Consider the following 13,698-nt stretch of genomic DNA (forward strand, 5'->3'; position numbering starts at 1 on the left):
GCCGTGCGCGCGCTGCCGGTCACCTACGCCATCGGCCGGGACGGCCGCATCCGCGGGCGGATCATCGGGGCGCGGGCGTGGAGCGGCCCTGCCGCTGCGGCGTGGGTCGAGGCGTTGCTGCGGCAGGAGCAGGGGAGTTCCCCCCGCGCCGACGGATTGCGGCCGCCCGCAGCCGCTCCTGCAACTTCTGGTAGTTGAGGATGGCGTTGACCCGGGCGAGGTTCTGTTCGGCCATGGCAAAGCCGGGATAGCTGACCAGCGCCCGCTCCAGCGCCGCCTTCGCCTCTCGGTAGTGGCCGGAGAGCATGTAGGCGGCGCCGAGCATGTTGAGCGCCGGCGGGTTGTAGGGGTAGATGCGCTCGAAATGGATCAGGTGGCGGATGGCGGTGGCGTAGTCTTTGCGTTGATAGGCCGCTTGCGCCACGCCGAAGAGGGCGCGGAAGTTGTCGGGATCCTTGGCGTAGGCGAGGTCGTATTCATGGGAGGCCAGTTGCGGATAGCGCATCAGGGCCATGGCCCGGCCGACGTGCCACTCCGAGATGATCCATCGCGCCGGCCAGACCGAGAGGGCGGTGGCCAGAATCAACGCGGCGGCCGCCCAGACGCGGGGAGAGAGCGGCAGCCGGACGACGGGGGCCCGGCGGTCGGCGAAGAGCCGCCCCCACCAGGCGCCGCCGTAGAGGGCGAAGACGAACATGCTCGCTGGATTGAAGAAGACATGGTTGAACATGGCGTCGAAGATCGCGGCGGTCATCGCGGCCAGCCCGGCGGCGAGGAAGCCGTCCCACCGCTTCCAGAGGCGCAACAGCAGCGCCGTCCAGAAGGTGGCCAGCAGTCCGAGGAAGATGAAGGCCGCCGGCAGCCCGTTCTGGGTGGCGATCTGGAGGAAGATGTTGTGCGGATTGGTGGTGAAGGTCTTGGGGGTGGAAAGCGGGTCGCGCCAGTCGGGGAACTTGTTGGAGTAGCCGGGGTAGAGCCATGCGAAGTTGCCGGTGCCGTGGCCGAGCAGCGGCTTGTCGGCGATCATCGCCGTCGATGAGGCATACATCGAGGTGCGCTCGAAGCCGATCAGCGGGGTGAGCCGCTCCCACAGGGCGCGCAGCGGCGGCTGCGGCTGGTGGGCGGCCGGTTTCTTCGCTGTCTGCTTCTTGTCGGCGTGCCCCACCACCTTCTCCGCCTGCTCCACCGTCTTGGCGACGCGGCCGAGCGAGCGGAAGTGGTAGGGGAGTTGGCTGTAGAGCACGGCGCCGGCGATCAGGGCGCTCACCGTCCAGATCAGCGGCGCGCGGATGGTGACGGCGCGTGCCTCCCCCTGACGCCACCAGCGCAACAGATGGGGCGCGGCGGCGGTAAGGAAGAGCAGTGTGGCCAGCGCCATGCCGCCGAGTGCGCCGCGGCTGGAGGCGATCAGCAGGATGCAGAAGATGGTGCAGCAGGAGAACCAGTTGAAGATCCGTTCCATCGGATTGGTGCGGACGGCCAGCATCCAGAGCAGGGCCGGCAGCAGGATGATCAGCGCATCGCCGGTGAAGTTGACGTGGCCGATGGGGGAGAAGAGGACCGAGTAGTTGTAGCCCGGTTTGCCGTAGTCGAGCAGGTAGTTCCACCAGTAGTGGAAGCTGAAGATCAACCCGCTTGCGGCACTCCCCCGGCAGAGCCACTCCATCCAGCGCGGCCGCTCGCTGCGGGCGGCGGCGACGGCGGTCAGCCAGAGCAGGCCGCTGAAGGCCCAGAAGGCGAAGCGGATCACCCCCTCGATGTGGTTGACGCCGATGAAGATACCGACGGCGAGGATGAGGTAGTAGGCCAGCAGCAGCCAGCCGGTGACGCCGCAGCGGATGGTGATCCGCTCCCGCCCGGCGCTCCAGAGCCAGACCGCCAGCGCCAGCCCGGAGAGCAGGCCGTAGAGGGTGAGCACGGCCCATTTCGGTTCCTCGTTGGGGGCGACGAAGGGGAAGATGCGGATGTTGGTGATGAAAGGGAGGGCGATGAGCGGCAGCAGAAAGAGCAGCGCACGTGCGCCGTCGTGCGGGGTTGGTCGCTTCATGGCCGGCGATGCTAGGCGGAGGGGCGGGGCTTCGCACGCCGCTCCTTCTCCACCCGTCTGGCAGGCGCGCCATCGGCACGGCCGGCCCTCTTCCCCGTTCCCACTTGACACGGCTTCGGTTTTTCCCAAGCTGCGCCGCCCCGCGCTCGTTCGCGGGAGTGGTTCAAACTGCATTGTAGGGACGGACGGAATCGAATCATGGCGAATCATGCATCGGCACTGAAGCGGGCGCGCCAGGCGCGCAAGATCCGGGCGCGCAAGCGGGCGCAGCGGTCGGCCATGCGCACGGCGATCAAGCGGGTGCGGCTGGCGGTGGATGCCGGTGACGTCGAACGGGCGCAGCAGGAGCTCAAAGCGGCGATCCGGGTGATCGACTCGGCCGGTCGCAAGCGGTTGATCCATCCTCGGCAGGCGTCTCGCCGGGTCTCCCGGCTGAACGCCAGCGTCCGCAAGCTGGCCGTCTCCGGGTGACACCGGAGGGGGCGCGGTTCCGGCAAGGCTCGCTGCGGCGGGCCTTTTTTGTTGGTGGGGCGCGGATGGTGCGCGCGCTGCCGGATGCGGTCTGTTGCGGGAGATCACGCGCGCGGACCTGACCGGCTGGCTGCCGCGTTGGCCGCAGGATGTCTTCAAGCAGCAGCGCGGCCATCTCTGGATCTGCGGCGGCGGCATCGGTACCACCGGGGCCCCCCGGCTGGCCGCCCATGGGGCGCTGGCCATGGGGGTGGGGCTGGTCAGCCTGCTCGTGCCCGACGAGGTCTACGGCGTGGTCGCCTCGGCCGAGCTGGAGGTGATGGTTCATCCCGACTCGTCCCGGCCTCCGGGGCTGGAGCGGGCCGACGCCGTGGTCGCCGGGCCGGGGTGGGGCCTTCGGCGGCAGGAGGCGTTGCGCGCCTTGCTGGCGGGGGATCGGCCGCTGCTGCTCGACGCCGACGCCCTCAATCTGGTCGCCCGGGAGGAGGTGCTCGCCGCGCTGCTTGCCGCCCGCCGCGCGCCGACGGTGTTGACACCCCATCCCGGTGAGGCGGCCCGACTGCTCGGCCTGCCCCGGGCGGCCGAGGTGCAGCGCGACCGGCCGGCGGCGCTCGCCGCACTGGTGGCGCGCTTCCGCTGCACGGTGGTGCTCAAGGGGGCGCGCACCCGGATCTCCTCGGGGGAGGATGTGTGGGTATGTCCCTTGGAAACCAACAGGTTGGCCACGGCCGGCAGCGGTGATGTGCTCGCCGGGATGATCGGTGCGCTGCTTGCGCAGGGAGTGGCCGCCCCCCATGCCGCGGCCTGCGGTGTCGGGCTGCATGCGCTGGCCGGGGCCCGGCCGGGTTGGTACCGCGCCGGGATGTTGCCCGATCTGGTGGCGCGCCTGCGTGAGGAGCTGTGCGGCGGCGATCGGGACGGACGGTTGACCCGATCTTGCGGCGACGCTGGAATGCTGCGCCATGAAACATAAGTATTTCATCGCCTTTCTTCTGATCGCGCCGCTTGCCGGTTGCGGCGGCAAGATGCCCAAGCTCTTCTGGGGGATGGACGAGGGCGACCGGGGAAGTGGGGGCACGCATGCGGCGGAAGCCCCCTCCCGGCCGCCGTTGGTGGTGCCGCCGCAGTTGCGCGGCAAGGTGGAGCTGCCGATGGCCGATCAGGTGGCGCGCGAGCAGGGGGCGTTGGCGCAGGCCCATATTGCGCCGGCCACCAAGCGATTGGTCGCGGGCAAGGCGGTGGCGCTCGATGCGCGGGTCTATCCGGTGACCCCGGCCGAACTCTTCTCGGCGGCGCTCGATGCGATGACCGCGCTCAACATCCCGGTGGAGAGTGTCGACTCCCCTTCGGGCACCATCACCAGCGACTGGGTGCGCAAGGACGCCGCCTCGGCCACCACCACCATGCTCAACATCTTCGGCGCCGGACCGCCGCTGGCCACGCGCTACCGCTTCGTCGTGCGGGTGCTGCGTCAACAGGTGGAGGGCAAGGCGCAGGCGCGGCTGGAGGTGCGCACTCTGGCCCAGATCTTCACCAACCGCCACTGGGTCAACCGTCCGATGCGGCGCAAGGTGAGCAACGAGCTCTTCTCCGCGGTGGAGGAGCGTCTGGCCGCCAGCCCGCCCGCCGCCGGGTCCGATTAGCATCGTGCGCTTTCCCTGGTCGCCTCCCTCCACGCCGCTGGTCGGCATCGACCTCGGGACCAGCGCGCTCAAGCTGGTGGCGCTGGGCCGGGAGGGGGGGCGGCTGGTGGTGCGCTCCCATGCGATGGTCGATCTGCCGCGCGACACCATCGTCGAGAACGAGGTGCTCGACAGCAGGCAGTTCACCGATACCCTGACGGCGCTGACCGAACAGGCCGGCGTGGGGGATGCGCGCGCGGCCATCGCCATCGGCGGCAGCGCCCTGTTCCACAAGTCGATCCAGTTGCCCTACGCCGACGAGTTCGATCTGGAGCCGACCATCCAGGAGATCGCCGCCGAGCACGTCCCCTTCCCGATGGAGGAAGTCTACCTCGATTTCGCCATCCAGGGGGGCAACGAAGAGAACCCCGAGTTGATGGATGTGGTGCTGGTCGCCTGCAAGCGGGATATCGTCGACGACCTGCAACTGCTGTTGCTCGACGCCGGCCTGGAGTTGGCGGTGGTCGATTGTGCGGTCTATGCGCTGCAGAATGCGGCCATGCTGGCGCTGGCGGAGGGGGCGGAGGCGGCGGAGGAGGTGGAGGAAGAGCCGCAGGAAGGGGAGCCGCCGGCGGTGGTGCTGGTCAACATCGGTGCCCACATGACCAATGTCAACGTGGTCGGCGGCGTGCGCTCCCTCTTCGTTCGCGACCACTACTTCGGCGGCGAGCAGTTGACCACGATGATCCACGAGGAGTGCGGCTGCGGCTTCTCCACGGCGGAGCGGCGCAAGCTGGCGGGGGAGATTCCCGCGGGGTTGGCGGATCGCTTCTTCGATGCGCTGGAGGCCGAGGTGATGCGTTCGGTCGACTTCTTCTCCTCGCTCTTCCCCGACCGCTCCATCGGCAAGGCGCTGGTCACCGGCGGCGGGGCGCTGCTGCCCGGCCTGCCGGAGGCGATGGCCGAGCGGCTGAAGATGGAGGTGGCGCTGTTCGATCCGGCGGCGGTGTTGCGCGATGCCGCGGGCAAGCCGCTGGCCGGCGGGGCGCGCATGACCCTCGCCGCCGGCCTGGCCCTGCGCGCGCTGGACGGGCAGCCGTGACCTATTTCTGCGAGGCCGCCATCCGCCGCCGGGTGGGGGAGGCTGATCGGCGGGGCCTGCCGGCGGCCGGCGTCGGTCGGCGGGTGGGAGCGGCATGAACGTGTCCCCTCTGATTCGGATCAATCTGCTTCCCTACCGCGAGCTGCGCTGGCGGCTGAAGCTGCTCAAGATGGTCTCGGTCGCGGCCGCGGTCTTCCTCTCGGTGGTGGTGCTGATCGTCACGGTGCATCTGGTCACCCGCAGCCATCTCGACCGCCTGGTGGCCGAGGAGCAGGCGCTGCAGGAGGAGAACCGCCGGCTCAAGCGCAAGATCGGCAAGATCCGCAACATCGACAAGCTGCGTGCCGATGTCGAGGCCAAGCTGGGGGTGATCGATACCCTGCAGGAGGGGCGGTTCCGCACCCTACGCCTGCTGCTGGCCATCTCCCAAGCCATCCCGGAGAATGTCTGGGTCGACTCGATCCGCGACGACGGCAAGCGCTTCTCGATCCACGGCCGGGGGGAGAGCAACAACGTGGTGGCGGAGTTCATGCGGCAGTTGGATGCGTCGCCCAGCTTCGCCAACGTCCGGCTGGATGTGATCCGGCGCAGTGAAGTCGGCGGGGTGCGGGTGCGCAGCTTCGAGCTGTCGATGGAGCCGGTCGACCTCGCCACTCCGACGGAGAAGGGCGGGCGGAACAGGGAGCACAGACGCAGGAGGCGGCGGTGAGGGTCGACGAGCTTCCGCTGGAGCGGCTCGATCCCCTGCGGCCGCTGATCCCCCGGCCGCTGTGGCAGAAGCTGGTCGGGCTGGTCGGGCTCTTCGTGGTGTTGCCGCTGCTCCTCTACGGCCTGCTGGTGTGGCAGGGGATGCTCGATGAGATCGGGCGCGAGAAGCAGAACATCGCCATGCAGCGCACGCTGCTGCAGAAGAACCGCCGGCTGGCCGCCGATCTGCCGCGCAAGCAGAAGGAGTATGCCCGGCTGGAGCTGCAGTTGCGTGTGGCGCTCAACCTCCTGCCGAGAAAGGCGGAGATCCCCGACCTGCTGGAGAGCGTCTCCTGGGCGGGCAAGGATTCGGGGCTGGAGTTCACCACCTTCAAGCCGTTGGGGGAGAAGCCGCAGGGGCTCTATGCCGAGGTGCCGGTCAGTATCGAGATGGGCGGCGACTACAAGCAGTTGATCCGTTTCCTGGCGCGGGTGGGGGAGATGCCGCGGATCGTCAACGTCAACAGCCTCTCGATCCGTCGGGATCAGGGCGATCGGTTGAAGATCAGCGGACGTGTGACCACCTATCGCTTCCTCGAGGAGGAGCAGGGGAAGAAGAAGGGGAAGCGCAAGAGGAAGCGCGGACGAAGGGGAGCGTAGCATGAGCGGGACGACGAGGCTGTTCGCCGCCGTAGGGTGGCTGCTGATGATGGTGACCGGCGCGGGAGGGGCGGCGGCGGCGCAGTTGACCGCGGTTTCGATCCGCGACGAGGCACGGGAGGAGCTGGTGACCATCTCCAGCGACGGCCCGGCTCCCTATCAGGTGTTCGACCTCTCCGGACCGGCGCGGCTGGTGCTCAGCTTCCCCGGTACCTCGGTCGGCGATCTCGCCGCCCCCAAGGGGGGGCGTGTGGTGCGGCTGGTCCGGCTGCGTCAGCAGGGGGCGGATGGCGTGGTCGAGCTGACCCTCGCCCGGCCGGTGCACTACACCATCGAGGAGCGGGGCAACGATCTGCGCATCCATCTGCCGCTGCCGTCGGAGTCCCCGCGCAGAAGGGTGGCGCACATCGACGATCTCGCCGTGGTCGATCAAGGGGAGCACAGCGAACTCATCCTGCGCGGCAGCCATCTCGACCTGCCCTACACCGCGCGCATGGTCAATCACGACATGACCCTGATCCTCGATCTGCCGCATGCGCGCGCCCGGCTGCCACGGGAACACTTCTCCTACTCCTCTCCCTTCGTCCGCGACGTCACCGTCGGCAGCAGCGGCGACCGTGTCCGCCTGGTCGTCTCCCTGCTCAAGCCCGGCATCTCCCACCAGATCGTGGCGACCCCAGGTGCGTTGCGCATCCATTTCGGATCGGGGCGGCTGGGCCACGGCGCAGGCGGGGCGGAGAAGCCGGCGATCGAGGTGGAGGCGGTGCGTTTCAAGCCGGAGGATCGCATCTCCCACGTCGTGCTGACGGTGCGCGGCGGCAGCCCCGTGGTCGACCTGAACAAGAGCGATCGGGCGGTGCGGGTCACCATCCGCGGCGCGAGGCTGCGCAAGGGGCTGGAGCGGAGCATGGATGTCTCCGCCTTTCCCGGTGCGGTGAAGCAGATCGACACCTTCCGCAAGGGCGACGACGTCCGGCTGGTCATCCGCCTGCGCGACAAGGTGAGTGTCTCCACCTTCCAGCGCGGGGATAAGCTGTCGATCAACATCGAGCCGCAGGATCTGGCCATCGCCCGCGCCGGGGTGAGCGGGGTGAACGCCTTCTCCTACACCGGGGACAAGGTCACCTTCGACTTCAAGGATATCGACATCAAGAACGCGCTTCGCCTGATCGCCGAGATGAGCAACCTGAACATCATCATGGCCGACGACGTCTCGGGCAAGCTGACCATGCGGCTGGTCGATGTGCCGTGGGATCAGGCGCTCGACCTGATCCTGACCAGCAAGGGGCTGGGGCAGGAGCGGATCGGCAACGTGCTGCGCATCGCGCCGATCGAGGCGCTGCGCAGCGAGTACAGCTCCCGGCTGGCGGTGAAGCGGGGCTCCGAGGCGCTGGAGCCGCTGATCACCGAGTTCATCACCCTCAACTACACCAAGGTGGCCGACGTCAAGAAGATGATCGACAACGCGGCGGCGGCCGCAGGCAAGGCGGCTGCGGCGGCCGCTGCCGGCAAGAAGGGGGGCGCGGGTGCGCCACCGGCGGCGGGCAAACCGGCCGGAGGCATCCTCTCTCCGCGTGGTTCCATCCTGGTCGACGAGCGGACCAACACCCTGATCGTCAAGGATACCCGGGCATCGATCGACAACGTCAAGCGGCTGGTGGCGGCGATCGACCAGCCGGTGCGGCAGGTGCTGATCGCCGCGCGCGTGGTCGAGGCGAGCAAGGATTTCAACCGCGACATCGGCATCCAGTGGGGCGGCGTCTACAACGCCCAGACTCAGCGTAACTTCCCCGGCGCCATCTCCATCGGCGCGCCGGCGGCGGCCTCGGCCAACGCCGCGGCGATCGCCGGCGGGGGCGGGACTGCTGCGGCAACCAACACCGGCTTCCTGGTCGATCTGCCGGCCGCGGCGGCCAACGGCAGCATCGGTATCTCGCTCGGTTCGTTCAACAACGCGGTCAACCTCGATCTGGCGCTCTCCGCCGCCGAGCTCAACGGCTCGGCCAAGGTGGTCTCCAACCCGCGGGTGGTGACCACCAACCTGAAGCCCGCCACCATCAGCCAGGGGACCAAGATCGCGGTGGTGACCAGCCAGGGGGCGAACAACGCCGCCACCACCGAGTATGTCGATGCGACGCTCAAGCTGACGGTGACACCGCAGATCACCTCCAAGGACACCGTCCTGATGGATGTGACCGTGAGCAAGGATTCCCCGGTCGGCACCAGCGCCAACATCAACACCAAGACGGTGACCACCAGCGTCAACGTCAAGAGCGGCGAGACGGTGGTGATCGGCGGGGTCTACGAGCGGACGCGGGGGGATACGCGGAACTCGGTGCCGGGGCTGGCCTCGATTCCGGTGATCGGCTGGCTCTTCCAGAAGAACGCCAGGATCGACAACAAGACCGAGCTGCTGATCTTCATCACCCCGCAGATTCTGCAAAACACGGTCACGGGAGGCGAATGATGCGAACGATGCGTATCTGCTCCATCGTGCTGTTGCTACTGCTCACCGCCTGCGGCAATGCGCCGAGCGGCGTGGGGGCGGGCACGACGTCGACCACCACGACCACCACATCCACCACGACCACCACATCCACCACGACCACGACCACCACCGTCACCGGCAGCGTCGGCGACGGCCCGATCAGCGGGGCGACGCTCACCTTCACCGACGCCAACGGCACGCTGCTCACCGTCACCGACAACAACACCGGAACCACCGGCACCACCGTCAGCTCGACGGCGACCGCCGGCTACGACGTCACCCTGCCGTCGACCACCGTCTTTCCGGTGACGGTCACCGCCACCGGCGGCACCGATCTGGTGCGCAAGCAGCTGGGGCTGGCCTCGACCGCCCCAACCATGACCACCATGACCTCGCTCATCCTCGACGCCTACAGCACGGTGGCCCATGTCTCTCCACTGACCACGCTGACCGTCGAAGTGGCCAAGGTGCTGGCGGGTGCGACCAGTGCGGCCACGCTCACGGCCGCGGACCTGACAGCAGCCAAGCAGAAGGTGGTCGCAGCGCTCGGGCTGGGGCTCGACGCACTCTCCGCCGATTTCCTGACCACCGCCACCGGCAAGATCTCCACGGCGGACATGGCCACGCTGCTGCAGGCCAACGAAGCGGTGGGGGCGATCATCGACCGGGCACGTCGGGCGACCGCCGGCGCCACCGAGAACTCGGTCGTCGCCACACTGGCCCAGGACCTCTCCGACGGAATCCTCGACGCGCAGCAGAACGGCACCGCCATCGGTACGCAGGAGGCGACCAACCTGCAGCAGGTCCATGCCAACGTTCAGAGCGATCTCTACAGCAGCCATCTGATCAAGCTCGATGCCACCGACATCGCCGGCACCAGCAGTACGGCCGCGCTCGACGCCGCCGGGGTGACCACGCTTGCCTCGACCATCGGGGTGACGCTGACCGCCACCGATCCCTACGCCGCCGATGCGCAGTTGCAGATCAGCTCGGCCGGCGCCACCGCCCGGGCGCCGAAGAGCATCAACATGCTCTCCAACGCCTCCACCGGCCAGACGGCCGACGGCAACGGCAGCTATGCGGTGACCATCCAGGTGCTCAACGCCGGCGCTCCGGTGGCCGGTCAAGTGGTGGGGCTCTCCTGGACCTCTTCAGCCGGAGGGATCGTCACCATCACCCAGCCGGCGACACCGCTGGTCACCGACAGCAACGGCACGGTGTCGGTCACCGTCTCCGACATCAACAGCCAGGACGACACGGTCAAGCTGGCGGCGAGCGTCGGCTCGCTGACCACGCCGAGCGGCAGCGAGCTTTCGCTCTCCTTCACCGGTACCGGCAGCGGCACCAGCGGCGGGGCGAGCACCACCACCACGACCACCGGCGGCAACACCATCGTGCCCGCCCAGGCGACCATCGGCACGGTGGTCGGCAACGGTGCGCTGGTCACCGCCAATGCGACCTCTTACGATCTCTACGCCACGCCCACGGCGATCGATGGCTACGGCACTTGGGCCAGCGGCGTCGATACCGTCCAGCTCCGCTTCTGGCTGCGCGACGGCAACGGCGCTCCGCTCGCCGGGCAGAGCGTCAACTTCAGCGCCAGCGGCTCGCTCGGCGGCGCGCCGCAGCTCTCCCCCTCGGGCATGACCACCCTGACGGACGGCTACGCCACGGTGACCCTGACCGATGCCACCGCCGAGACGGTGACGGTCACCGCCACGGCAGGCTCGGTCAGCGGATCGCAGGCGGTCACCTTCTTTGCCATGAAGCCCAACTCGATCCATCTGAAGAGCGTCAATCCCTCGTCCGCGGTCATCGGCATCAGCGGCGGCAGCAGTGCGACCACGGCGGCGACCATCACCTTTGAAGTGCTCGATGTGAACAACAACCCGGTACAGGGGAGCCACCAGGTCGACTTCAGTATCGTCGGCGGCGGGCTGAACGGCGGTGAGGCGCTCACCGCAGCCTCGGCGACCACGCTCAACGGCGATGTCAGCACTGTGCTCACCGCCGGCCAGAAGGCGGGTACGGTCACCATCCACGCCAGCCTCAACGCGGATCCGACCATCGCCACCGATGCCACCATCACCATCACCGGCGGGCTGCCGGCGGGGAACGCGATGATCCTCTCCGCTCTGCCGCTCAATATCGAGGGGCGGAAGACCCTTGGGCTCACCCAGACGGTCACCGGCTTCGTCTCCGATTTCTTCGGTAATCCGGTGGCGCCCAACATCGGGGTGCAGTTCCAGAGTGACTTCGCCAACATCACCGGCTCGGCGATCTTCACCGATCCGGGATCTGGTACGAAGGCGTCGGCCACGGTCACCTCGGCCGCACCGCAGCCGAACGACGGCACGGTGACGGTGGTGGCGCAGACCACCGGCGGCATCCACAGCAAGATCCTGTCGATCGCCGTCGATTCCGCCGATCCGAACATCATCTACGTGGGCACCGACGGCGGTGGGATCTACAAGACCACCGACGGCGGGGCGAGCTGGCAGCATGTCGGAGTGCCGCTCAAGCCCTTCGGTGCCAACCAGTTCTCCAAGCTGACCGGCACCATCGTGCGCGATCTGAAGATCGATGCCAACAACCATTCCACCCTCTATGCGGCGACCGACCTGGGGCTCTTCGTCTCCACCGATGCCGGGGCGAGCTGGAGCACGCTGACCGGCCGGCGGCGGATCTCCGGGGACATCCTGGGCACGGCCGCAGGCACCGCCCTGGCGATCAACGGTCTCGGGGAACAGTTCAGCTTCCACTTCTCCCACGACGGAAACCGCGCCCGCACGCGGATCTACGTCAACGGTATCGAGGATCGGAACTACATCATGGGCAGCGGATCGATCACCTTCCTGAGGCAGCTCAATGCGGGAGATGTCGTCTCCGCCGACTATGACGCGGTCTCACCCGTCGGGCTGCCGCTCTCCGCCGTGGTGGTCGACGGCGCCACCTACGACGTCAACTACAGCCATGCCGACACCATCTACGTCGGCAGCCTGAGCGACGGCGTCTGGAAGACTACCGACGGAGGAAAGCACTGGAGCAAGGCGTCGACGATGAAGACGCCAGGCCAGAGCTTCAATCTGCGCGTGCTTTCGCTGGCCATCGACGCCTACGACAGCGCGCTGCTCTTCGCCGGCACCGACAACGCCCCCAACGCCCTCGGCGGGCTTTTCGTCAGCGACGACTACGCCACCACCTGGAGCCGGGTCACCGGTACGCTGGCCAATCCGCTCGCCGAGGCGACGGTGCAGACCATCGTCGCCCGCAGTCCCTACGTCTGGATCGGCGGCAAGAACGGCATCCATTACAGCGACAGCTACGCCGGCGCATGGTACGCCCCGACCACCAGTGTCAACGCCAGCGACAAGAACAACCTCGATGTGCGCGCGCTGGCGGTCGATCCCATCGATGGCACGCTCTACGCCGCCACCTTCGGTGACGTGCTCAGGCAGCAGGACCCTTACGGCGGTGTCTTCATGAGCAGTGACCACGGGGCGACCTGGAGCAAGCTGGCCGACCTCGGTACGGCAGCCGGCGCCCATGCGCTCGATGCGCTCGATCTCTACGGTCAGGCGGGCACCGACGTGCTGGTCGCCGGCAGTGAGGGGCGGCTGCTCAGCGTCAGCGCGGATGGCGGAACTAGCTGGACGGCGAAGCCGGGAACGGCTCCGGCCACCCTCGACAATACCCTCTTCGCCACTACCGAGGTGATGCATTCCGGTGTGACGGCGTTGCAGGTGATCCCGCAGAAGGCGACATTCCAGCCGCAGAATGACGGCACCCGGGGGGGCTATACGAGCCAGGATCTCACCACGATCTACAATGGAGAGAGCCAGACCTTCTACATCCGTGTGGCCGACGACCTGGGGAATCCTCTGGTGGGCGGTTCGACCCTGCTGGTGACGGCGACGGCGGGGACGGTCACCGGTAATACCAGCGTGACCATCGGCGGCTCCGTCCACGGTTCGGGGGATTACCAGGTGACGTGGAGCAACGATCTGACCAAGGTGAGCATTCCGGATGTGATCGCCTCCCTCACGGTGAGTGTGACCTCGAACAACGGCACTACCTCATGGTCGACGACGAAGACGTTGCTCAATCCGGTCAACGGCACCGCGCCTGCGGTGACGGACAGCTATTCCACCGTCATTCCGGCCGTGACCTATACGCCGGTCACGGTGACGGCGCAGGGTGGTTCGAACGGTGCCAATGGCTACACCTTCACCGCTGGGGTGGGGTGCAGCAGCCAGATTGACCCCTGCCCCAACGGTTCGCATACCATCACCACCGCAGCGGGGGTTACCCAGGCCACTTTCTACTACCTGAAGGCCACTGCATCGGGGGTGACGGTGCAGGATCAGGTGACGATTACCGACAACGTGACCAGGCAGAACTCGGCGCCAGTGACCGTGTCGATCACCTATCAATGATGATCAGATCGCAAAAAGTCCGTCCGTGGACTTTTTGGCTTCACGGGAACGCGGCCTTCGATTCCCACGCAAGCCCTTGATTTGCGCGGCTGTCCGTGGCCGGGATGAGGGTGTCTTGCGAAACCATCGAATGACGGCTTCGCAGGAAGAGGAAGTCGGAGTTCGATGGCTGGAGCTCCGGCTCA

General features: G+C 67.7%; 9 protein-coding genes. 8 read left to right on the forward strand and 1 reads right to left on the reverse strand.

Going from position 1 to position 13,698, the window contains the following annotated elements:
• Nucleotides 1-61: 61 nt before the first annotated feature.
• Nucleotides 62-2,257 carry a tetratricopeptide repeat protein gene (locus D6682_06860; GenBank protein ID RMH50433.1) on the reverse strand — a complete coding sequence of 732 codons (2,196 nt, stop codon included), beginning with the start codon at nt 2,255-2,257 and terminating at the stop codon, nt 62-64.
• Between D6682_06860 and rpsT the strand changes: the two genes are divergently transcribed.
• The 8 genes from rpsT to D6682_06900 all read left to right on the forward strand — a co-directional run bounded on the left by rpsT (nt 2,246) and on the right by D6682_06900 (nt 13,513).
• Complete coding sequence (gene rpsT / locus D6682_06865; GenBank protein ID RMH50439.1) at nt 2,246-2,518, forward strand: 30S ribosomal protein S20; 273 nt, start codon at nt 2,246-2,248, stop codon at nt 2,516-2,518. The two genes, D6682_06860 and rpsT, sit on opposite strands and share 12 nt — an antisense overlap.
• A 91-nt stretch (nt 2,519-2,609) precedes the next feature.
• Nucleotides 2,610-3,491 (forward strand): NAD(P)H-hydrate dehydratase, encoded by an 882-nt coding sequence (locus D6682_06870; GenBank protein RMH50434.1) that lies wholly within the window; start codon nt 2,610-2,612, stop codon nt 3,489-3,491.
• A 19-nt stretch (nt 3,492-3,510) separates the two neighbouring features.
• Nucleotides 3,511-4,161 (forward strand): hypothetical protein, encoded by a 651-nt coding sequence (locus D6682_06875; GenBank protein ID RMH50440.1) that lies wholly within the window; start codon nt 3,511-3,513, stop codon nt 4,159-4,161.
• Nucleotides 4,157-5,242, forward strand: coding sequence for a type IV pilus assembly protein PilM (gene pilM / locus D6682_06880; protein ID RMH50435.1), 1,086 nt, complete (start codon nt 4,157-4,159; stop codon nt 5,240-5,242). Before D6682_06875 ends, pilM begins: the two co-directional genes overlap by 5 nt.
• Nucleotides 5,243-5,336: 94 nt before the next feature.
• Complete coding sequence (locus D6682_06885; protein RMH50436.1) at nt 5,337-5,951, forward strand: fimbrial assembly protein; 615 nt, start codon at nt 5,337-5,339, stop codon at nt 5,949-5,951.
• 17 nt (nt 5,952-5,968) lie between these two features.
• A complete protein-coding gene (locus D6682_06890) occupies nt 5,969-6,589 on the forward strand; it encodes a pilus assembly protein PilO (GenBank protein RMH50441.1) in 621 nt (206 codons plus the stop codon).
• Between the two features lies 1 nt (nt 6,590).
• Nucleotides 6,591-9,056, forward strand: a complete 2,466-nt coding sequence (locus D6682_06895) for a type IV pilus secretin family protein (protein RMH50437.1) — start codon at nt 6,591-6,593, stop codon at nt 9,054-9,056.
• An 8-nt stretch (nt 9,057-9,064) separates the two neighbouring features.
• Nucleotides 9,065-13,513, forward strand: a complete 4,449-nt coding sequence (locus D6682_06900) for a hypothetical protein (GenBank protein ID RMH50438.1) — start codon at nt 9,065-9,067, stop codon at nt 13,511-13,513.
• Nucleotides 13,514-13,698: the final 185 nt, after the last annotated feature.

The organism is Zetaproteobacteria bacterium (genome assembly GCA_003696765.1).
Classification (GTDB): domain Bacteria; phylum Pseudomonadota; class Zetaproteobacteria; order Mariprofundales; family J009; genus RFFX01.